The organism is Aquabacterium sp. (assembly GCF_034003525.1).
Lineage (GTDB): Bacteria > Pseudomonadota > Gammaproteobacteria > Burkholderiales > Burkholderiaceae_C > Aquabacterium.
The window spans coordinates 1-20,129 of the sequence record NZ_JAVEYN010000020.1 but is presented as its reverse complement, the minus strand read 5'-3'; the positions used below and the strand labels follow the sequence as shown (position 1 = coordinate 20,129).

18 protein-coding genes and 1 tRNA gene are annotated in these 20,129 nt (G+C 66.8%); 11 read left to right on the top strand and 8 right to left on the bottom strand.

Going from position 1 to position 20,129, the window contains the following annotated elements:
• The first annotated feature begins 3 nt into the window (after positions 1 to 3).
• A complete protein-coding gene (locus RBT42_RS12105) occupies positions 4 to 1,719 on the top strand; it encodes a diguanylate cyclase (RefSeq protein ID WP_320365447.1) in 1,716 nt (571 codons plus the stop codon).
• On the opposite strand, the gene RBT42_RS12100 is transcribed toward RBT42_RS12105, so the two are convergent.
• Entirely contained in the window at positions 1,720 to 3,264 is a 1,545-nt protein-coding gene (locus tag RBT42_RS12100) for an NAD(P)H-hydrate dehydratase (RefSeq protein WP_320365446.1), read from the bottom strand.
• Between the two features lie 234 nt (positions 3,265 to 3,498).
• Between RBT42_RS12100 and RBT42_RS12095 the strand changes: the two genes are divergently transcribed.
• The 3 genes from RBT42_RS12095 to RBT42_RS12085 all read left to right on the top strand — a co-directional run bounded on the left by RBT42_RS12095 (position 3,499) and on the right by RBT42_RS12085 (position 5,815).
• Positions 3,499 to 4,452, top strand: coding sequence for a fasciclin domain-containing protein (locus RBT42_RS12095; protein WP_320365444.1), 954 nt, complete (start codon positions 3,499 to 3,501; stop codon positions 4,450 to 4,452).
• A gap of 126 nt (positions 4,453 to 4,578) precedes the next feature.
• The gene (locus RBT42_RS12090; protein WP_320365442.1) at positions 4,579 to 4,776 is read left to right on the top strand and encodes a hypothetical protein; all 198 of its coding nucleotides are present in this window, start codon (positions 4,579 to 4,581) and stop codon (positions 4,774 to 4,776) included.
• A 319-nt stretch (positions 4,777 to 5,095) separates the two neighbouring features.
• Positions 5,096 to 5,815, top strand: a complete 720-nt coding sequence (locus RBT42_RS12085) for a hypothetical protein (protein WP_320365440.1) — start codon at positions 5,096 to 5,098, stop codon at positions 5,813 to 5,815.
• A gap of 77 nt (positions 5,816 to 5,892) precedes the next feature.
• On the opposite strand, the gene RBT42_RS12080 is transcribed toward RBT42_RS12085, so the two are convergent.
• Positions 5,893 to 5,983: transfer RNA gene (locus RBT42_RS12080), tRNA-Ser, on the bottom strand.
• Positions 5,984 to 6,007: 24 nt separating this feature from the next.
• A complete protein-coding gene (locus RBT42_RS12075; protein ID WP_320365437.1) occupies positions 6,008 to 6,835 on the bottom strand; it encodes a symmetrical bis(5'-nucleosyl)-tetraphosphatase in 828 nt (275 codons plus the stop codon).
• 61 nt (positions 6,836 to 6,896) lie between these two features.
• Here RBT42_RS12075 and RBT42_RS12070 point away from each other — a divergent pair, with 61 nt between their 5' ends.
• Positions 6,897 to 8,186: a hemolysin family protein gene (locus RBT42_RS12070; RefSeq protein WP_320365435.1), complete on the top strand. Its 1,290-nt coding sequence runs from the start codon at positions 6,897 to 6,899 to the stop codon at positions 8,184 to 8,186.
• Between the two features lie 6 nt (positions 8,187 to 8,192).
• On the opposite strand, the gene RBT42_RS12065 is transcribed toward RBT42_RS12070, so the two are convergent.
• The gene (locus tag RBT42_RS12065; RefSeq protein WP_320365433.1) at positions 8,193 to 10,820 is read right to left on the bottom strand and encodes a DNA internalization-related competence protein ComEC/Rec2; all 2,628 of its coding nucleotides are present in this window, start codon (positions 10,818 to 10,820) and stop codon (positions 8,193 to 8,195) included.
• A gap of 101 nt (positions 10,821 to 10,921) precedes the next feature.
• On the bottom strand, positions 10,922 to 12,493 hold the full coding sequence (locus RBT42_RS12060) for a methyl-accepting chemotaxis protein (RefSeq protein ID WP_320365431.1): 1,572 nt from the start codon (positions 12,491 to 12,493) through the stop codon (positions 10,922 to 10,924).
• Between the two features lie 47 nt (positions 12,494 to 12,540).
• Between RBT42_RS12060 and RBT42_RS12055 the strand changes: the two genes are divergently transcribed.
• The 5 genes from RBT42_RS12055 (at position 12,541) to gloA (ending at position 16,561) form a co-directional block, all read left to right on the top strand.
• Positions 12,541 to 12,996 carry a RidA family protein gene (locus RBT42_RS12055; RefSeq protein ID WP_320365429.1) on the top strand — a complete coding sequence of 152 codons (456 nt, stop codon included), beginning with the start codon at positions 12,541 to 12,543 and terminating at the stop codon, positions 12,994 to 12,996.
• Positions 12,997 to 13,000: 4 nt separating this feature from the next.
• On the top strand, positions 13,001 to 13,486 hold the full coding sequence (locus tag RBT42_RS12050; protein WP_320365427.1) for a disulfide bond formation protein B: 486 nt from the start codon (positions 13,001 to 13,003) through the stop codon (positions 13,484 to 13,486).
• Positions 13,479 to 15,326: a chorismate-binding protein gene (locus RBT42_RS12045; RefSeq protein WP_320365425.1), complete on the top strand. Its 1,848-nt coding sequence runs from the start codon at positions 13,479 to 13,481 to the stop codon at positions 15,324 to 15,326. The genes RBT42_RS12050 and RBT42_RS12045 overlap by 8 nt, the downstream gene beginning before the upstream one ends.
• 154 nt (positions 15,327 to 15,480) lie before the next feature.
• Positions 15,481 to 16,047, top strand: coding sequence for a fasciclin domain-containing protein (locus tag RBT42_RS12040; RefSeq protein ID WP_320365423.1), 567 nt, complete (start codon positions 15,481 to 15,483; stop codon positions 16,045 to 16,047).
• A 91-nt stretch (positions 16,048 to 16,138) separates the two neighbouring features.
• Complete coding sequence (gloA, locus tag RBT42_RS12035; RefSeq protein WP_320365421.1) at positions 16,139 to 16,561, top strand: lactoylglutathione lyase; 423 nt, start codon at positions 16,139 to 16,141, stop codon at positions 16,559 to 16,561.
• A 94-nt stretch (positions 16,562 to 16,655) separates the two neighbouring features.
• Here gloA and aroC read toward each other — a convergent pair whose 3' ends face one another.
• The 3 genes from aroC to RBT42_RS12020 all read right to left on the bottom strand — a co-directional run bounded on the left by aroC (position 16,656) and on the right by RBT42_RS12020 (position 19,771).
• On the bottom strand, positions 16,656 to 17,753 hold the full coding sequence (aroC, locus tag RBT42_RS12030; RefSeq protein WP_320365419.1) for a chorismate synthase: 1,098 nt from the start codon (positions 17,751 to 17,753) through the stop codon (positions 16,656 to 16,658).
• A gap of 122 nt (positions 17,754 to 17,875) precedes the next feature.
• Positions 17,876 to 18,349 (bottom strand): CBS domain-containing protein, encoded by a 474-nt coding sequence (locus RBT42_RS12025; RefSeq protein ID WP_320365417.1) that lies wholly within the window; start codon positions 18,347 to 18,349, stop codon positions 17,876 to 17,878.
• Positions 18,350 to 18,529: 180 nt separating this feature from the next.
• Positions 18,530 to 19,771 (bottom strand): YihY family inner membrane protein, encoded by a 1,242-nt coding sequence (locus tag RBT42_RS12020; protein WP_320365415.1) that lies wholly within the window; start codon positions 19,769 to 19,771, stop codon positions 18,530 to 18,532.
• A gap of 69 nt (positions 19,772 to 19,840) precedes the next feature.
• Between RBT42_RS12020 and RBT42_RS12015 the strand changes: the two genes are divergently transcribed.
• Positions 19,841 to 20,129: DUF2069 domain-containing protein (locus tag RBT42_RS12015; protein ID WP_320365413.1), on the top strand; the 289-nt coding region annotated here is incomplete at its 3' end.

Sequence of the window (20,129 nt, the reverse complement as noted above, 5' to 3'; positions counted from 1 at the left end):
ACCATGTCCACTCCCTCCGGCCTCACGCCCGCCCAGATCGCCAAGGCGGCCCTCGTTCGCCTGGCCCAGAATCGTCAAGAACCCACCCCTGAGAACTACCGCAAGGCCTACGCCCTCGAGTCGGGCGACGACACGGGGTTTGGTGGCATCACCCAACCCGCACCGCTTGATGGCCTGCCCCCCTCGTCGGACGACGGCACACGCTGGGCCGAGCTGATCGGCCGCATCGTGCGCGGCGCCGAACGCGGCGGTCGGCAGTGGACGGCGGCGCGCAAGAAGGAGAGCCTGCAACGCGTCCTGGACGGCAGCCGCAGCTCGGCCACGCGCCTGCACCAGCGCCTCGACCAGTTGGTGCGTAGCTGGGACAGCGACACGCTGGACAGCACGCTGCTGGAAGACGATGGGAGCACCACCCCAGCCGACACCACCGCTGCAGCCAGCCCCAGTGCGCCCGAGAGCACCGCAACACCCGCGTCCCCCACCTCCGCCCCGGACAGCGCCAGCACCTTGGCAGCCTGGCCCACCCTGGCCCAGCACGCGCTGACCCAGTTGGAGCAAACCGTGCTGGTGGCCTTGCCCCAGGACCAGGCCCAGTCCAGTGAAGCGGCCAACGTCTTGCGAACAGCCCTGGCACACAGTCGCGAGCCCGGTACGGACGAGCCCGCCACCGTTCAAAAGCAGCTCACCCAGGCTTGCGAACAGGCCCAGCGGGTCATCGAACACCGTCACCATCTGGTCGCCCAGTTGACCGAGCTGTGCCACTCGCTGACCGACAGCCTGGTCGACCTGTCCGAAGACGACAGCTGGGTGCAAGGCCAGTGCCAGGCCATGCGCCACCAACTGGACGAGGGCTTGCACAGCCGTGGCGTGCGCCACATGCAGCAGTTGCTCAGCGACACCCGCAACCGCCAGCTGGAACTCAAGCGCGAGCGTGAGGCCGCCCGCCAGGCGCTCAAGGACCTGATCCACCAGATGCTGCAGCAGATCGCACTGCTGGGCAGCACCACCGACCGCTTCCAGGACAAGCTGGGCGTCTACGCCGAAACCATCGGCACCGCCGACTCGCTGCAGAGCCTGGCCGGCATCGTCCGTGAAATGGTGGAAGAAAGCCGCGAGGTCCAATCCGTCGTCGCCCAGACGCAAACCCGCCTGCAAAACGAACACGCCCGGGCCACCGAGCTCACCGACCGGGTGCGCGAGCTGGAAGACGAGATCCGCAAGCTGTCCGAAGAGGTGTCCACCGACCCGCTCACCCAGATTGCCAACCGCCGCGGCATGATGCGCGCCTTCGAGGCCGAGCAAGCCCGCGTCGAACGCCAGGGCACGCCCCTGGCCGTGGGCCTGCTGGACGTCGACAACTTCAAGAAGCTCAACGACCAACTCGGCCACCAGACCGGCGACGAGGCCCTCAAGTTCCTCGCTCGGCGCGTCAGTGAATCCCTTCGCCCGGTCGACGTGGTGGCGCGTTATGGCGGCGAGGAGTTCGTCGTCATGCTGCCCGACACGCCACTGGAAGAGGCCCAGCAGGTGCTCACCCGCCTGCAGCGCAACCTCAGCGCCGAGTTCTTCACCCACGACGAACGCAAGGTGTTCATCACCTTCTCTGCCGGGGTCACCACCTACCGCGCGGGCGAGGCCATCGAAGCGGCCCTTGACCGTGCGGACGTGGCCCTCTACGAAGCCAAACGCACGGGCAAGAACCGCACCTGCACGGCCTGATCAGTCTGGGGCCTGCGCTGCCAGCCGGCGCAAGGCTGCGGGCACCTTTTCGGGCAGGTCGTCGGCCACCAGGCCCGGGCCAAACGCCTGCGCCGCCTCGCCATGCAGCCACACCGCCGCGCACGTGGCCTGCCACGCGGGCATCCCCTGGGCCAGCAAACCCAAGATCAAGCCAGCCAGCACATCACCCGAGCCCGCCGTGGCCAGGGTGGGCGGCGCAGAGGCATTGATGACCGCACGGCCATCGGGGGCGGCCACCACCGTGTCCGGCCCCTTGAGCAAGACGATGGCCCCGCTCAGCTGCGCGGCCTTGCGGGCCCTGGCCAGCTTGCCCTCGCAGCCGGCCAGGGTGGACGGCGAAAAGATCCGGGCAAACTCGCCATCGTGCGGGGTGATCACCACCGGGCGACCGTGTCCGGCAATGGCCGCAAACAGCAAGCTCGGGTCATCCTGGAACACCGACAGGGCATCCGCATCGAGCACCACCGGGCGGCCGCTGGCCAACACGGTCAACACCAGGCCCTTGAGGCCACCCGGGTGCGTACCACCCAGGGCACCAGGGCCGATCAGCACGGCGCTCAGGCGCTCGTCGTCGAGCAAGGTCTGCAGGCCACCCTGCCACTGGTTCAGCCCCTCACCCACCAGCGGATGCACCATGATGCTGGTGAGGCTGGCCGCATAGACCGGCCAGGCTGCCTGTGGCACACACACCGTGGTCAGACCCGCCCCCACCCGGGCCGCCGCACGGGCCGCCAGGCGAGGGGCTCCCGTCATGAGCGGGCCGCCCCACACCAGCGCATGCCCTCGGTGGTACTTGTGGCCAGCCATGTCGGCTCGGGGGTAGACGGTCTGCCACAGTGTGGGCGCGTTCTGCCAGGCACGCACTTGCAGGCGCGGCAGCACGGAGTCTGGCACCCCGATGTCGGCCAGCACACGTTCGCCGCACAACTGCCGGCCCGGCATCAACAGGTGCGCCGGCTTGAACCGGAAGAACGTGACCGTGAGATCGCAGTGCACCGCACCGGCTGACACGCCGCTGTCGCCCCAGACGCCACTGGGCACGTCCACCGCCACGATGGGCAGGCCCTTGCACTGCGCCTTGGCCAGCACCTTCGCCGCCATGCCTTCCAGGGGCCGCGTCAGTCCCGCCCCAAACAGGGCATCGACCACCAGGCCCTGAGCATCCAGGCTGGCCTCGTTCAGCGGGGCGCTCAGGACTTCGCGCGGCGCGCACGCGGCACACCGTGCTTGCCAGTACGCCCAGGCCAGGCTTGCATCACCGGTCAACCGCTCGGGCTCGGCCAGCATCGCCACCCGCACCGGCCAACCCTGTCGCAGCAACTCCGCAGCGGCCACCAGACCGTCTCCGCCGTTGTTGCCAGGGCCACAAAGCAAGACCGTCGCGCGCGGCGACCAGCGCTGCACGATGGCCTGCGCCACCGCGTAGCCTGCGGCCTGCATCAGGGTGAAACCGGGGGTGCCCGCCTCGATGGTGAGGGCGTCGGCCTGTGCCATCTGCCCCACCGTCAGTAATTCACATGCCATGTTGGTTGCAAGGGCGGCACAGCGCCCCAAGCCAGATCAGCCCCCAGTGTGCCGCCAACACCCCCACTCAGGGGGCCCTCAGCGTCACTTCCCCCCTGAAATCGCCAACAAGACCACACGAATCATGTGGACAACCACCTGGTTTGTTTTGTGAACTGTTTAGTATTTATTTGTACCGTTTGGTATTTCAGCGCGAACGTTTCACCACGCCACCCTCAACCCATCGGAGCCATCATGAACACCCTGAGCAAACGTCAATTCCTGAAACTGAGCCTCGCCAGCGGGGTCGCCTTGTCGCTGTCGGCCTGCGGCGGAGGAGACGACAATGACATCGTTGACGTGCTGAGCGACTCTCCGGAGTACAGCCTGTTGGTGGAGGCGGTGCAGGCCGCCGGCCTGGTAGACACGCTCAAGGGCCGTGGGCCGTTCACGGTGTTTGCGCCGACCAACACGGCTTTTGTCAACCTGCTGGGTGAGCTGGGGACCACCAAAGATGCCCTGTTTGCCAATAAGCCCTTGCTGACTGCGGTGCTGACCTACCACGTTCTGGCGGCCCGCGTGCCCGCTGCCGATATCCCGTTCGGGACAAACACTGAGACCGTCCAAGGGAGCACCTTGAGAATCGACAATACCGCGGGCGGCCCTGTCATCACCGACGGGCGCGGACGTACGTCGAGCATCAAGGTCACCAATCTGTATGCCAGCAATGGTGTGATCCACGGCGTGGACAAGGTGATTCTCCCCCCCAACACCATTCCGGTCGCGCTGGCATTCGACCCGAACTTCAGCATCCTTCTGGAAGCCATCCAGACAGCTGGATTGGTCAGCCTCTTGCAAAGTACCGGTCCGTTCACGATATTTGCACCCAACAATGCGGCTTTCGCAGCAGCTTTGGTGGAACTGAATACAACCAAAGAAGCCTTGTTTGCCAACAAGACGCTACTGACCGATGTCCTCAAGTACCACGTATTGATCCAGCGCGTCTTGGCAGCGGACGTTGTGGCCCTGATCGGAGCCAACCCAGACAGTGGCCCGATCTCCACAGCGCTGACGGGTGCCACCTTCAAAATCAATAGCAGCCTGCAGATCATCGATGCGCTCAATCGCACGGCAAACATCGTCGACACCGACGTGCTCGCGAGCAATGGCGTGCTCCACGAGATCGACAAAGTGATCCTGCCCGTGTGACAGCCTGTCTGCCCCACAGGCGCTTGTCGACGCCCCGGCACCTCGCACCACGTCATCAAACGGACAGAGCCTGCCCTCTAAAATCAAAGGCTGCTCTCCCAGACAACGTGGAACGAGGTTGCCGCCATGATCCCGCTCGAGATCCGACAAATCGGAAATGCCGCCTTGCTGCTGCGCGAGGCCATCGGACTGAACCCCGTCGGGCACCACCCCAGCATCGAGCTGGAACGCAAGGCCCTGGCTCTGCTGGTCGCCTCCCTGGCGGAACAAGGCTATTCCCTGGAAGACTTTGACGGCAGCGACGACAACGACGAAGGACTGTGAGCCACCCGGCCTCAGCCCTGTCTGAACGGAGCGCTTGGTGCCACCGACGGCGGCCAATCGACATGAGAAATCCACGACGTCGTGAAGGCGCCCAGCTGCTGCGCCGGCACGGCGTGCGACACCACGTTCGCCACCCCCACAGGCTTGCACGAACCTGCCGCCGCCATGAGCGTGACCTGCAGCCATGTGTGCAGGGTCATCCAGTGTTTTGATCCTGACAGCATCGCAATCCCCTTGGTGTTTTCGGACGTTTTATCACCAGAGAGATGACAGGGATGTGACGCACCGCATTCCCCAGTAAATCAGATATATCATATAAATGATTTACACCATTCAGGAGTACGCCTTGATCGACCCACAGAAGCCCGACGCGGCCGAAACCATCAGCACGCCCAGCACACGCACTGCCGACACCGCCGCGAGCACCTCCCCCCCGGCACCGGTGGTGACCAGCCCCGTTGAAGCCGCGGCCACCGCGCCCAAGGCCAAGCCTGCTGCACCTCCCGCAGCCAAGCCCGTGACACGCAAGACCCCGAGCAAGAAGGCCGCCTCGGCCAAGCGGGCCACGACACAGCCGATCCCCAGCAGCGCTGCTACGAGCCCCAAACCGGCCGCCAAGTCCGTGGTGAAGCCTGAGGCCAAGCCCCAGGTCGCGGCCAAGCCTGCAGCCACCAAGGCCAAGCCCATGCGCAGCGTGACCACAGCCAAAGTCACGCCCAAGGTGAAGCCAGCGGCCGCGCCAAAGGTCAAGCCCGCCGCACCAAAGGCTTCGGCCCCCACGCTGACCAAGCTCGCCCCAAAAGCCGAGAAAGTCAAAGCCAAGCTGATCCGTGACAGCTTCACCATGCCGCGTGAAGATTGGGACCTGATCCAGTACCTCAAGGAGCGTGCCCTGGTCTTCAAGCGCCCCACCAAGAAAAGCGAGCTGCTGCGCGCCGGCCTGCAGGCACTGGTAGGCCTGAGCGACGCCAAGCTGCAAGCTGCACTGGAAAAGCTGACGCCGCTGAAGGCCGGTCGCCCCAAAGGCTCGGGCAAGTAATCCAACCCAGGCTCTGCCGCCCTGAAGGCGATTCAGGCAACAAAAAAGCGAGTCACTCAGGACTCGCTTTTTGTTTTTGGCGGGTGCGGTGAGATTCGAACTCACGGAGGGCTACAAACCCTCGCCGGTTTTCAAGACCGGTGCCTTAAACCGCTCGGCCACACACCCATGGCTTCGCATTGTAGTGGTGGATCAGGCCTTGCCCGGCTTCTGCGCCTGCGGACAGGGGATCTGAATCACCTCGCGCGTGGCGCCATCGACACGCACCGCCGTCAGATGCCCGCCCCAGAGGCAGCCCGTGTCCAGCGCCAGCAGGTCGTCGCGGTTGATCAGCCCCAGCGTGGACCAGTGGCCAAACGCCACCGGCGTGCCTTGGGTGCGCCGCCCGGGCACGTCGAACCAGGGCATGTAGCCCTCGGGGGCGCCATCGGCCCCCTCCTTCGTAGCGAACTCCATGGTGCCGTCGGCCGCGCAAAAACGCAGGCGCGTCAGGCTGTTGACCACGCAACGCCAGCGGTCCACCCCTTGCAGGCTGTCATCCCAACGCGCCGGCTCATTGCCGTACATCAGGGTCAGAAACTCGCCCACCTCCGGGCTGCGCAGCAAGGTCTCCACCTCGCCGGCCAGCGCCACGGTCTGGGCCGCGTCCCACTGCGGCACCACGCCCGCGTGCACCATCAACCAGCCCTGCTCATGCACCGCCAGGCGTTGCTGACGCAGCCAGCCCAGCCACTCGTCTCGGTCAGGCGTGTTCAGAATCGGCTCCAGCGTGTCGCTGCGATGGGGCTTGCGCACCCCATGCGCCACCGCCAGCAAGTGCAAGTCGTGGTTGCCCAGCAAGCAGGTCGCCGCGTTGTCCAGGCCGCGCAGGCGCCGCAGCACCCCCAGAGAGTCGGGCCCCCGGTTCACCAGATCGCCCAGCACATACAAGTGGTCGCGCGAAGGCGAAAAATCAATCGTTTGCAGCATGCGCTCCAGCGGTTGGCAGCAGCCCTGCAGGTCACCCATCAAATAGATCATGGCGTGATTCTGCTACGCTTGCGCCATCGAAACGACCGGCCCGACGCTGTCGGCGCCCTTTATGGACTTAGCGCTACTGATCTTTCTGGTTCTGCTCAATGGCATTTTCGCCATGTCTGAAATGGCCCTGGCGGCCAGCCGCAAAGCCAGATTGCAGGTGATGGCCGAAACCGGTGATGCCGGTGCGGTCGCCGCCATGAGCCTGCACGACAACCCCACACAGTTCCTCTCCACCGTCCAGATAGGCATCACGTCCATCGGCGTGCTCAACGGGATCGTCGGTGAAGCCGCCTTCTCGCCCCCGCTGGCCGAGTGGCTGCTCACCTGGATGCCCATCACCGAAGGCGCGGCCAGCATCACGGCCACTGGTCTGGTTGTGGTGATCATCACCTTCATCTCGATCATCTTTGGCGAGTTGGTGCCCAAGCGCGTGGGCCAGATGTACCCCGAGCCCGTGGCGCGCCTGGTGGCCAAACCCATGCTGTGGCTGTCACGCCTGGCCCTGCCCTTCGTGAAGCTGCTGGCCGCCACCACCGAGGGCATGCTGCGCCTGCTGGGCGTGCGTGACACCGGCAACCGGAGCGTGACCGAAGAAGAAATCGCCGCCCAGTTGGAAGAGGGCCTGGATGCAGGCGTGATCGAGGCGCACGAGCACCAGATGGTGCGCAACGTGTTCCGCCTGGACGAACGCCACATCGGCTCCATGATGATCCCGCGCAGCGACATCGCCTGGCTGGACATCGAGCTGCCCCTGGCCGACAACCTGGCCATCATCGCCGAGCATGGCTATTCGCGTTACCCGGTCTGCCGCGGCGGGCTCGATGACGTGGTGGGCGTGACCACCGCGCAGCAGTTGCTGCACCAGCTTACCCAGCATCAGGCCAACAGCCTGGCCGAGGGCCTGCTGCCCGCGGTGTTCGTGCCGGAAACCCTCTCGGGCATGGAGTTGCTGGAGCACTTCCGCGGCTCCGACACGCAGATGGTCTTCGTGGTCGATGAGTACGGTGAAGTGCAAGGCGTGATCACCCTGCGCGACGTGCTGGAGGCCATCACCGGGGAGTTCACCCCCACCGAGGCCGACGACGCCTGGGCCATTCAACGTGAAGATGGCAGCTGGCTGGTTGACGGGCTGATCCCCATCCCCGAACTCAAGGACCGGCTGGAGATCAAGACCCTGCCCGATGAGGACCGCGGTCGCTACAACACCCTGGCCGGCATGGTGATGCTGTTGCTGGGTCGCCTGCCGCAAACCACCGACACGGTCGAGTGGGACGGCTGGCGCTTCGAGGTGGTCGACATGGATGGTAAGCGCATCGACAAGGTCCTGGCCACCCATTTCCAGGAAGACTGAGTGACCTCACGGCCCTGCGGTCAAGGCCGGCGGCTCACTCAGATCCCAGTAGCGAGGCGACAGGCCGCGCCAGCACTGCCCCAGCACCCGGCTCGGCGGCGCCGATGCAGACGGCTGGGCCTGTGCTGCAGGGTTCGGTCGCTCATCGCTGTGCCATAGCCAGGCCCCGCAGGCGGGCGAAGCGATGACCGGCAAGCTCAGGCCCTGATAGCGGGCCAGCACGGTGGGCGCCGGATGGCCGTAACGATTGCGACGCCCGGCCTGCACGATGGTCTGCTCCGGCTGAACTGCTTCCAGAAAAGCCGAGGTGGACGAGGTTTTGCTGCCGTGGTGGGGTGCGATCAGCACCGTGCTGCGCAAGGAGGTCGCCGCCGCGGACGACGCATCACCGCCCGGACCGCGCTGGGGCCACCGCATGAGCAAGGCGCGCTCCTGCTCGGCCTCGATGTCGCCCGTGAGCAGCACGCTGCGCGACGCGCCCATCGTCGTGGAGACCCGCAGCACACAGGACAGGGCATTGGGCGCCAGCCGATCACGCCGCTCGACATCGGCCACCGTGGGGTGCAGCACCTCGAAGCGCACGCCGTCCCACAGCCAGTGTTGCCCGGCCACACAAGGCGTGTGCGGCACGGGGCCACGCCGACGCGGACGCTGCCACTGGCGCACCTCGTGTGCGTCGTCGAGTGTGCTGTGCAGGGCATGCACCGGCAGCGCGGCCAGCACCGAGAGCGCGCCACCCACATGGTCGCCGTCTTCGTGGCTGATCATGAGGGCGTCCAGCTCGCGCACGCCCAGGGTGCGCAGCAAGGGCACCAGCACGCGCTCGCCCATGTCCACCCCTGAGGGCAGTCGCGCCCCAGTGTCAAACAGCAGGCTGTGCCGCGCCGTGCGCAACAGCACCGCCGTGCCCTGCCCGATGTCCACCGCCATCACCGAGAACTGACCGGTGGGCGGGGGTGGCACGATCTGCCAGCCCTGAGGCAGGCAGCCCACAAGCAAGAGGCAAGGCAGCACCAACAACCGCCATCGCCAAGGCACCGGCTGCACCCAGAGCCAGCCGGCCCCCACCGCCACCGCCTGCGCCCACCCCGGCAAGGCCGGCTCCTGCCACACCGCCCAAGGCCAGGCGGCCATGTGCGCCAGCACGGCCGAGGTGAGCTGCACCAGGGCCGCGCCCACATCCCACAGCGGCGCACACAGCACGCCCAGCAAGGCCAATGGCGTGATGCCCAACGTGAACACCGGGATGGCCACCAGATTGGCCAGCATCCCGACCAGCGACACTTCCTGAAAGCACACCAGCGCCAGCGGTGCCAGGGCCAGGGTCACCCGCCACTGGGTTCGCATCATCTCGCGCGCGGCCTCCTGGCCCCGGGCTCGCCAGGTGGGCGTCTCCGACGTGGGCACCCCACCTTCCTCGCGCCCCGACGACATCAGGATGGCCACCGCCACAAAGGACAACCAGAAACCCGGCTGCCACAGCGCCCAAGGGTCGAACACCGTGATGCAGGCCGCGGCGCTGACCCATATCAGGGGCCAGGGCCAGCGGCGCCCGCCCCCATGCAGCACGGCCATCACCGCCATCATCAGCACGGTGCGCTGCGCCGGCACACCCCAGCCGGCTACCAAGGCATACAGGGCCGACACGGCCACCGCCAACACCCGCGCGGCGGTGGGGGCTGGCAAGGCGTGCACCCCACCTTGCCAGCGGGGCCAGGTGCGACGCACGGCAAACGCCACCAGCCAGCCCATCATCGCGATGTGCGTGCCGCTGATGCTCACCGCATGAGCCACTCCCGTGCGCCGAAAAATGTCCCAGTCCGCGCGGTCAATGGCCGACTGATCGCCCACGGACAAGCCCACCAACACCCCTGCGGCCCGCCCCTCGCCCACCCGCTGCTGGATCGCTTCACGCACCGCTTGCCGAAAGCGGTCGATGCCTCCCGGCTCCCACCAATGCGGCTCGCTCACTTTCACGGGCGGGCTCAGCCGATGGCGCACGCTGCCGCTGGCCCGGATGCCCTGCTCGAACACGCCCCGCGTGGCGTCAAAGCCGCCCGGGTTGGACAGGCCATCGGGCTCATGCAGGCCTACGCTCACCGCCCACACCTGCCCCGCGGCCACGGTGGCCATGCCAGCCTGCGGGTCGGCGTACAAGCGAATACGTTCAGGCAAGCGTGTGCCCGCAGGCGGGGTGGGCGCTTGCAGCAACTGGGCATCAAAGCGCCAGGCACCGCCCGACAGGGCTTGCGGCAAGCCCACCACCCGCACGCGCACCAGCACCTCATCCCAACCGGCAGGCCAGACCTGGGTGGCACGCTCTTGCGCCCGCCAGCCTGTGCTGCCCCAGGCCAGCAGCACCACCACCGGACACCACAACCAACGCCGCCAGGCCGGCGCGCCACGCAGGCGCTGCCACAGCAGGAGCGCGCCACACAAGCCCAGCGCGATCGACAGGCTGCCTTGGTATACGGGCGGCGCACGCAGCACTGGCTCGCTCAACTGAGCGGCTACACCCAGCAGCCAGCTCAGAGGCAGCGCCAGCCACAAGGCCATGCCCGTCGGCGCGCGACGCACAGCGTCACGCACTGCGCCTGCCTCTCCCACGATGGTGTCCTCCGCAATGGCAGACACCCCCATGGCCCGCCCGGGTCCATTCTCGACACCCGCAAGCGGCTGGCGCTCACCCTGAAGGGGTCACCCTCCCGGGCGATGGACAGCGATGGCCGTCAGGCTCAACGCACCTGCCCCACGTTGAAGACCGAGACCATCTGCATCAGCTCGGCCGCCTGATTGCGCAGGCTTTCGGCCGCGGCGGCACTTTGCTCGACCAGCGCGGCGTTCTGCTGCGTGCCCTGGTCCAGCGCGTTCACGGCCAGGTTCACCTGGGCGATGCCACTGGTCTGCTCCTGGGCCGACGCGTGGATCTCGGAGATCAGTTGGGTGACGTGGTTCACCTGCCGCACGATCTCGGCCATGGTCTCGCCCGCCTCGTTCACCAGCCGGCTGCCGAGCTCCACCTTGTCCACCGAGTCGGCGATCAGGCTCTTGATCTCGCGCGCGGAATTGGCGCTGCGCTGCGCCAGGTTGCGCACCTCGCCGGCCACCACCGCAAAGCCACGGCCTTGCTCTCCGGCCCGCGCGGCTTCCACGGCGGCATTGAGCGCCAGGATGTTGGTCTGGAAGGCAATGCCGTCCATCACCCCGATGATGTCGGAAATCTTGCGGCTGCTGTGCGAGATCTCGTCCATGGTGTGCACCACCCTGCCCACCACTTCGCCGCCCTGGTTGGCGACCTGAGCCGCCTGTCCCGCCAGTTGGGCCGCCTGCTGCGCATGGCTGGCGCTTTGCTGCACGCCGTCGGTCATCTCCTGCATGGACGCGGCGGTCTCCTCCAGCGCGGCCGCCTGCTGCTCGGTCCGCCGCGACAGGTCGCCGTTGCCCGTGGCAATCTCGGCCGAGGCCGTGGCGATGCTGTCAGCCGAATGACGCACCCGCGCCACGATGTCGCGCAAGGAGTCGCGCATGCGCTGCAGCGAATGGGCCATCTCCCCGATTTCATCGCGCCGACGCACCTCGATGTGCGCGGTCAGATCGCCCGCCCCCACCTGATCGGTGGCCTTGCCCAGCAACTGCAGGGGGCCCAGCAGCGCGCCGGCCAACTGGCGCGTGGTCAGCACCAGCAGCACCGCAATGCCCACCATGCCGGCCACCACCCACCACAGCACGTTCATGGCCACAGCCTGCGCGTCGCTGTGCAAGGTTTCGGAGCGAGCAGCCTGAAACTCGACGTAATCACGCTGGGCCTGCAGATAGGCCGCCACCGCGGGCAGGACCTGGGTCTTCAGCGCCTCCAAGGCAGCCTCTTCCTGGCCGACCTTCTTCAGGTCGCGCGCCTGGTTGCGCAGGTCGATGTAGACCTTGCGCTTGCCCCCCACGGCTTCAAGCAAGGCCTTCTCCTCGGGCAACGCCGAACTGGCCTCCAGCCCTTTTTGCAAGGTCGAGATGCGCGCCGAGGTCGCGTCGACATCGGGCTTGAGCCGCGCATCCAGCGTCGGATCCGCGGACTGCAGGACCGCCACCACCCGCGCCGCATTGGCCTCGGTCAAGCCCGACCAGGTGTAGGCGTCGCCCAGCTTGGCTTGCTGATCGCGCAAGGCCTGAGCCGACTCCGCGTCCACTCGCTTCATGGTCCAGGCCGCGCCTGCGCCCATGGCCACAGCCGCCAGGCCGATCACCAGAGGGGGCAGCCAGAGGCGGCGTGCGATCGTCAGTGTTTTCCGTGTGCGCGTATCAGTAGATGTCATCGGTGTAGGATCTGAACTTATTGTCCTTCCGCCTTTCTGACACAGCCATGTCCATCGAACAACGCCTGCAAACCCTTGGCATCACCTTGCCGCCTGTGGCCGTTCCGGCCGCTGCCTATGTGCCTTTCGTGCGAACCGGCAACCAGATCTTCCTGTCCGGGCACATCGCCAAGAAGGACGGCCAGGTCTGGGTGGGCAAGCTCGGCCAGAACATGACGACCGACGAGGGCAAACAGGCCGCGCGCGCCGTGGCCATCGACCTGATGGGCACCCTGGCCGTGGCCGCTGGTGGCCTGGACAAGGTCGTGCGCATCGTGAAGGTCATGAGCCTGGTCAACAGCACCCCGGAGTTCACCGAACACCACCTCGTCACCAACGGCTGCTCCGAACTGCTCGGCGAAGTCTTCGGTGAAAAGGGCGTGCATGCCCGCAGCGCCTTTGGCGTGGCCCAGATCCCGCTGGGTGCCTGCGTCGAGATCGAGCTGATCGCCGAAGTGGCCTGACCCGATGCGCGCCCTGAGTCCCCGCCTGATGCTGCTGGTGCTGGGCCTGCTGTGCGCCGGCTCGGTGGGCCTGGCGTTGCTGGCACAGCACCGCTTCGACATGCAGCCCTGCCCCTGGTGCATCCTGCAGCGCATCCTGTTCATCGCCTTGAGCGTGTTGGCCCTGGTCGGCGCAGCCTTGCCTGGCAGCCTCGGGCGACGGGTGCTCTCGGCCCTGAGCCTGCCGCTGGCCTTGGGCGGCATCGCAGCGGCCTTGTGGCAGCACTTTGTCGCGGCCAAGACCGACTCCTGCGCCCTCACCTTTGCCGACCGCGTGAACAGCTACTTCGGACTGGACACCCGCTGGCCTGAATGGTTCGAGGTGCGCGCCAACTGCTCCGATGCCGCCGTCAGCGTGCTCGGTGTGCCCTTCGAGTTCTGGGCGCTGGCCTTGTTTGCCGTGGCCACCGTGGTGCTGTGGCTCAACGTCGTGACCTCGCGTCGTGCTTGACCAGGACCCGGCCCTGCCGACCGCGCTGGTCGACTTTCCTCCTCACCCCGAGGCCCCTCAGGGTCCGCGCCAACGCTGGCGTTTCGAGCGCCCCAGCCGCTGGCTGGTGGCCCACGACCCCAGCCAGGTCGCCGGCCTGCTGGACGCCGCCCACGCGCTGGCACAAGCCGGCCAGTGGTGCTTGGGCTGGGTGGCATACGAAGCCGCCCCCGGCCTGAACCCCCATCTGCCCGTCAAAGCCCTGCCACCCGGTCAGCCCTACGCCGTCTGGGCCGTGTTCGACCAAGCGCAAGCCTGGGATGGTCAGCCGGTAAGCGCTGCAGACGCAGACAGTCCCGCCTCACCCTGGCAAGCCGGCCCCTGGCAGGCCGACCTGGATCAGCCCGCCATCGAACAGAAGGTCGAGCAGATCCGCTCCCTGATCCAGGCCGGCGAGGTCTACCAGGTCAACCTCACCGGCCAGCTGCACAGCCCTTTCCAGGGCGAACCTGCCGCCCTGTGGCCCTGGTTCATGGCCCTGCGCCGGAGCCAGCCGCAGAGCTACGCCGTGATGCTCGATGCGCGGGCCGCCTGCCGCGTACCCGGCGCGGTGCTCAGCGTCTCGCCCGAGCTGTTTTTCGACTGGGACGGCCAGCGCCTCACCACCCGCCCCATGAAGGGCACCGCCCCGCGCGGACTGGATGCCGACGGCGATGCCGCCGCCGCCGAGCACCTGCGCAGTAGCGCCAAGGAGCGGGCCGAGAACCTGATGATCGTCGACCTGCTGCGCAACGACCTGTCGCGCGTGGCCGAGGTGGGCAGCGTGCGCGTGCCCGATCTGTTCGAGCTGCACGCCCTGCCCACGGTCTGGCAGATGACGTCCACCGTCACCGCCCGCAGCCGCGCCGGTGTGCGTCTGAGCGAGGTGTTCGCCGCCCTCTTCCCCTGTGGCTCCGTCACCGGCGCCCCCAAGCGCCAGGCCATGCATCACATCGCGCGGCTGGAGCGCAGCGCGCGCGGCGTGTACTGCGGCGCGGTCGGCCTCATGGCCCCGGGCGGGCGGGTCACGTTCAACGTCCCCATCCGCACCGTCACGGTTGACACTCTGCCGCCGCCCGCGCCCTGGCGCGCGCACTGCGGCATCGGCAGCGGCATCACACTCGACGCGACCGGCCCCGGCGAAGCGCAAGAATGGCGTGCCAAGCAGGCCTTCCTGCACCGCGCCGATGCGCCGTTCCAGCTGCTCGAATCGCTGCGCCTGGCCGACGGCCAGCTGGCCCGGGTGCCGGCGCACCTGGCCCGCCTGCAACAGGCTGCCTTGGCGTTTCACTTCGCCAGCGAAGCGCAGCTCCCTGAACTGGCTCAGCGTATGAGCGACACCTTGTATGCCCTCGCTCAGGCTCACCCCGTGGGCCTCTACAAGGTGCGCCTGCTGATGGACGAGCGCCTGCGCATCACCGCCGAGGCCGCCCCCCTGCCCGACACGCCGGCCCCCGCCCGGGTGGCCCTGGCCACGCAACCCATGCCCCCGGCCGATGCTTTCATCCGGCACAAGACCACCCGGCGCACGGCCTACGCGGCCTTCCCGCCCCCTTCGGGCTGTTTCGACACCTTGCTCTACAACGCGGCCGGTGAGCTCACCGAGTTCACCATCGGTAACGTGGCCGTTGAGCTCGACGGTCGTTGGCTGACGCCCCCGCTTTCGGCGGGCCTGCTGCCGGGCGTGATGCGCCAGAGCCTGCTGGACGCCGGACAACTCCACGAAGCCCGCATCCACCTGGATGAGCTGCCGCGCGCCACCAGCTTCGCGCTGATCAACAGCGTGCGCGGCTGGGTACCGGTCGAGCTGGTTCGCCCCTGATCCCCCTACTTAGGTGAACATCGCCCCACCGGGCGATGTGACGCCTTGCGCCTGCGGCATTTTTAAGCAGAATATTACCAATCAGTTCAATTTACGACTGATTGGTTCCAAACGATACCGTTTGGTTTGATAACCCAACCCAAGCAGGCAAGAGATGACACACTTCACCCGTCAAGTCGCATCCCCCTTCAAAGCCACCATCGCTGGTCTCGCCGTGACTGCCGGCATGTTGGCCGCCCCCGCCGCCCATGCCGCGGATATCTCGCTGTCCAGCTACCTCAAGTGCCGCAGCACCCAGCTCACCCAGTTCCCCGGCACCATCGTCGACGCCGCCGTGGCCACGCCCGAGCTGAGCACCCTGGTGAGCCTGGTTCAGGCGGCTGACCTCGTCGGCCCCCTGTCCGCCAAGGGCCACCTGACAGTGTTCGCCCCCACCAACGCCGCCTTCGCCAAGGTGCCTGCCCCCTTGCTGAACGTGATTGGCAGCGACGTCAACCTGCTGAGCGCCGTGCTCACCTACCACGTGAGCGCCAGCACCGCCGACCCGCGTCGCAACCTGATCCCCACGCAGGTGAAAACCTTGCAAGGTCAGACCCTTTACGTGGGCTACGACGCCGACGGCGCTTCGGTGAACCAAGCCACGGCTGCCTGCAAGGGCGTGAAGACGAGCAACGGCACCGTCTGGCTGATCGACAGCGTGCTGCTGCCGCAGTTCAAGTAAGCCGCACCAGAACAGGGTTGATGGCCCAGGGTCGACACCTGCGGCCCAACCCTGGCAGACTCATGGTTTTGGCATTGAAGCACCCCTCACCATGCGTCTCTTGCACACCATGCTGCGCGTCGGCAACCTGCAGCGCTCCATCGACTTCTACACGCAAGCCCTGGGCATGACGCTGCTGCGCACCACCGACCGGCCCGAGCAGCAGTACACCCTCGCTTTCCTCGGCTACGGTCGCAACCCCGAGCACGCCGAGATCGAGCTGACCTACAACTACGGCGTCGACAAATACGAGCTGGGTACCGCCTACGGCCACATCGCGCTGGGCGTCGACAACGCCGCCGCCGTCTGTGACGCCGTGCGCGCCAAGACCGCCACCCTGGGCGGCAGCATCAGCCGCGAAGCCGGCCCCATCAAGGGCGGCACCACCGTCATCGCCTTCATCACCGACCCGGACGGCTACAAGATCGAGCTGATCGAACGCCCGGAAGCGGCCAGCGAACTGCAAACCGCCTGATCCCCTGCCCCTGGCACGGCCCACACCGGCCCAACGCCAGGCAGCAAAAAGGGACCCGAGGGTCCCTTTTTTCATGGAGTGAGCGCCGTGTGTGTCAGCGCTGCGCCGGGATGCGGGGCGTGTCCACCTTCACATCGCCGCACTGAGCACGGTGACGCAGCGCATGATCGATCAGCACCAGGGCCAGCATGGCCTCGGCAATCGGCGTGGCACGGATGCCCACGCACGGGTCATGGCGACCGAAGGTCTCCACGGTGGCCGGCTGGCCGTTCAGGTCAATCGACTGACGCGGCGTGCGGATTGAGCTGGTGGGCTTGATGGCAATGGCCACACGCAGGTCCTGGCCCGTCGAGATGCCACCCAGCACACCGCCGGCGTGGTTGCTGGCAAAGCCATCGGGGTGCAACTCGTCGCCATGCACCGTGCCGCGCTGGCTCACGCTCTCAAAGCCCGCGCCAATCTCCACGCCCTTGACCGCATTGATGCCCATCATCGCGTGGGCGATGTCGGCGTCCAGCTTGTCAAACAGCGGCTCGCCCAGGCCCACCGGCACGCCGCTGGCCTCGACGATCAGCTTGGCACCGCACGAGTCGCCCGCCTTGCGCAGCTCGTCCATATAGGCTTCCAGCGCCTCGATCTGGCTCACATTGGGGGCGAAGAAGGGGTTGTTGGGCACATGCTCCCAACCCTCAAACGCAATCGGGTGCTCGCCCAGTTGGGTCATGCACGCCCGGATCTCGGTACCGAACTGTTCGCGCAACCACTTCTTGGCCACCGCGCCAGCCGCCACCATCGGCGCCGTCAGACGGGCCGACGAACGGCCACCGCCACGCGGATCGCGGATGCCGTACTTGTGCCAATAGGTGTAGTCAGCGTGACCGGGGCGGAAGGTCTGCAGGATGTTGCCGTAGTCCTTGCTGCGCTGGTCGGTGTTGCGGATCAGCAGGGCGATCGGGGCACCCGTGGTCTTGCCTTCGTAGATGCCGCTCAGGATCTCGACGGCATCGGGCTCGTTGCGCTGGGTCACATGGCGCGAGGTGCCAGGGCGGCGACGGTCCAGATCAGGCTGGATGTCGGCTTCGGACAAGGCCATGCCCGGAGGGCAGCCGTCGATGACGCAGCCGATCGCCGGGCCGTGCGATTCGCCGAAATTCGTGACCGTGAACAAAAGACCGAGGGTGCTGCCTGCCATAGAGCGCCAACCAGAAGTGCAAAGGGAAGCGCTTATTGTCCCCCATCAAGGCCCTCCCCCGCAGCCCACACAGCAAAACGCCCGGCTCAACCGGGCGTTTGCGCATCAGCAGGCGGCCGGGCTCACAGCAGTGCCTGGCGTTCCTTGCCGGTTTCCTCTTCGTTCACCGGCCAGTCGCGGATGTAGGCCTTGAGCATGCGGTTCTCGAAGTCCTGCCCGTCAACCACGGCCTTGGCCACGTCATAAAACGAGATCACGCCCATCAGGGTGCGGTTGGTCATCACCGGCATGTAGCGTGCATGGCGGCTCAGCATCATGCGGCGCACCTCGTCCAGCTCGGTCTCGGGGGTGCAGGTCAGGGGGTGGTCATCCATGACGGTGCGCACCGTCAGGCTACCGAACACGCCGCTGTTGCGCACGGTGGCCTTGATCACCTCACGGAAGGTCAACATGCCCACCAGATCGCCGTGGTCCATCACCACCAGCGAACCAATGTCGTGATCGGCCATGGATGCGGCCGCCTCGGCCAAGGGTTGCTCAGGCTGTACGGTGAACAGCGTGCTGCCCTTGACGCGCAGGATGTCACTGACTTTCATGGATGTTTCTCCTCATTCCCGATTCAAAAGCGGTCGGCAAGGCGCTCAATATAGCCCCGCGCCCTTTGCACATCAAGCGTTCGTGCCGGATGTCACACATGACACGCCCCCATTGCGACAGACCGCGACGCATCTGAACAGCGGGCAGACCCTGATGTCGACCAGTTCACCGACCGGCCCTCAGTCCAGCACCTGTGCCAGGGTCAGCGTGTCCAGGCGGGCCGCCTCCCAGAAAGGTGCGGTCACCCCGTCGCGGCGCAGCAGCAGGCCATCGAGCACCGGCCCCGCCTGCGTCCGATCCGGGTCGCACAGCAACACGAAGCGCCCGCCGTGATCGTCGCCTTCTTCGTTCAACAGCCCCACCCAGTCCAAGGCCTGCAGGGTCTCCAGCAAGGGCTCGATCTGCAACGGGTCGGTGCGCAACTCCCGCGCGAGCGCCTCGTTGCTCAGGCCCCGCTCTGGCGTGTGCTGCACCGCCCACAAGGCCTTCAAAATGGCCAGCGTCAAGGCAAAGCGGTGCCCCGGCGCATCGGGCCAGCGCTTGACCTGCGACAGCAGGCTGGGCGTGTACGCCACCACCACCGCCCCCATCAGCAAGATGACCCAGCTCAGATAAATCCACACCAGCAGGATCGGCACCGCGGCGAACGCGCCAAAGATGGTCGCGTAGACCGGCACCTTGGACAGGTACAGGGCCAGCCCCTTTTGCGCCAGCTCCAGCCCCACCGAGGTGAACACCGCCCCACCCCAGGCGTGGTCCCAGCGCACGAAGGTGTTGGGCACATAGCGGTACAGCGCGGCAAAGCCCGCCGTCTGCAAGGCGAACACGATCAGGCTGAGCAGCAGCCCCACGCCACCCGGCAACTCGTCCACCAGGCCCCGTGAAGCCGAGAGCACATACGAGGTCATCCACAGGCTCGCCCCCACCAGCAAGGGCCCCAGTGTCAGCGCCGCCCAGTACACCAGCACCCGCTGGGTGATCGGGCGCGCCCGGCGCACCCGCCAGATGCCATTGAGCGTGTGGTCGATCGTGAGCATCAGTGCCATGGCCGTGATGCCCAGCGCCACCATGCCCAGGCCGCCCAGCTGACTCGCCTTGCCGGCAAATTTGGTGAGCGACAGCAAAACCTGCTTGGCGATCGCATCGGGCACCAGGCCCTGGATGACCTGCTGCTCCAGCACCTTGCGAAAGCGCGAGAACATGGGAAACGCGCTGAACAGGGCCAACATCACGGTGAACAAGGGCACGACCGCGATGGTGGTCGTGAAGGTCAGGCTGCCCGCCGTCAAGCCCAGCCGGTCTTCGCGAAAGCGTTGGCGCAAGGTGTCGTAGGTCTGGCGCCAGGGCCACTGCTGCAGGGTCGAGACCAGCAGCATCCAGCGCTGACGGATACGCCCCCAGAAAGTCGAATGTGACGTCATCTGGCTATGATGCCAGCCATGCGCCCACCAGCTGGGCTCCTCCCGCCGTGCGCGCCTGATTTTTCACCCATGAACACCTCTTCCCTGCCCCCTTCTGCCGACAACGAGACCCCCGACCCGGACACCTTCATCGCCCACCACCCACCGGAGCGCCAAGCGACGATCGAACGCCTGCGCCTGCTGTGTGTGACCGCGCTGGTGAGCCTCATCGCGCTGGGGGTGGCGTGGGAGCTGTGGCTCGCGCCCCTGCCCCAAGGCACCGGCATGCTGGCCCTCAAGGTGCTGCCCCTGTGCCTGGGCGTGGAGGCGGTCACCGCCGAAGGCGAAGTCTGGGATGGCCTGATAAGCCTGCGCATGG

Coding starts and splice junctions, on each gene's coding strand:
- RBT42_RS12105 (WP_320365447.1), top strand. CDS start 4: ATGTCCACTCCCTCCGGCCTCACGCCCGCCCAGATCGCCAAGGCGGCC.
- RBT42_RS12070 (WP_320365435.1), top strand. CDS start 6,897: ATGGACTTAGCGCTACTGATCTTTCTGGTTCTGCTCAATGGCATTTTC.
- RBT42_RS12050 (WP_320365427.1), top strand. CDS start 13,001: ATGCGCGCCCTGAGTCCCCGCCTGATGCTGCTGGTGCTGGGCCTGCTG.
- RBT42_RS12075 (WP_320365437.1), bottom strand. CDS start 6,835: ATGATCTATTTGATGGGTGACCTGCAGGGCTGCTGCCAACCGCTGGAG.
- RBT42_RS12040 (WP_320365423.1), top strand. CDS start 15,481: ATGACACACTTCACCCGTCAAGTCGCATCCCCCTTCAAAGCCACCATC.
- RBT42_RS12055 (WP_320365429.1), top strand. CDS start 12,541: ATGTCCATCGAACAACGCCTGCAAACCCTTGGCATCACCTTGCCGCCT.
- RBT42_RS12090 (WP_320365442.1), top strand. CDS start 4,579: ATGATCCCGCTCGAGATCCGACAAATCGGAAATGCCGCCTTGCTGCTG.
- gloA (WP_320365421.1), top strand. CDS start 16,139: ATGCGTCTCTTGCACACCATGCTGCGCGTCGGCAACCTGCAGCGCTCC.
- RBT42_RS12060 (WP_320365431.1), bottom strand. CDS start 12,493: ATGACATCTACTGATACGCGCACACGGAAAACACTGACGATCGCACGC.
- RBT42_RS12085 (WP_320365440.1), top strand. CDS start 5,096: ATGATTTACACCATTCAGGAGTACGCCTTGATCGACCCACAGAAGCCC.
- RBT42_RS12100 (WP_320365446.1), bottom strand. CDS start 3,264: ATGGCATGTGAATTACTGACGGTGGGGCAGATGGCACAGGCCGACGCC.
- aroC (WP_320365419.1), bottom strand. CDS start 17,753: ATGGCAGGCAGCACCCTCGGTCTTTTGTTCACGGTCACGAATTTCGGC.
- RBT42_RS12095 (WP_320365444.1), top strand. CDS start 3,499: ATGAACACCCTGAGCAAACGTCAATTCCTGAAACTGAGCCTCGCCAGC.
- RBT42_RS12025 (WP_320365417.1), bottom strand. CDS start 18,349: ATGAAAGTCAGTGACATCCTGCGCGTCAAGGGCAGCACGCTGTTCACC.
- RBT42_RS12020 (WP_320365415.1), bottom strand. CDS start 19,771: ATGACGTCACATTCGACTTTCTGGGGGCGTATCCGTCAGCGCTGGATG.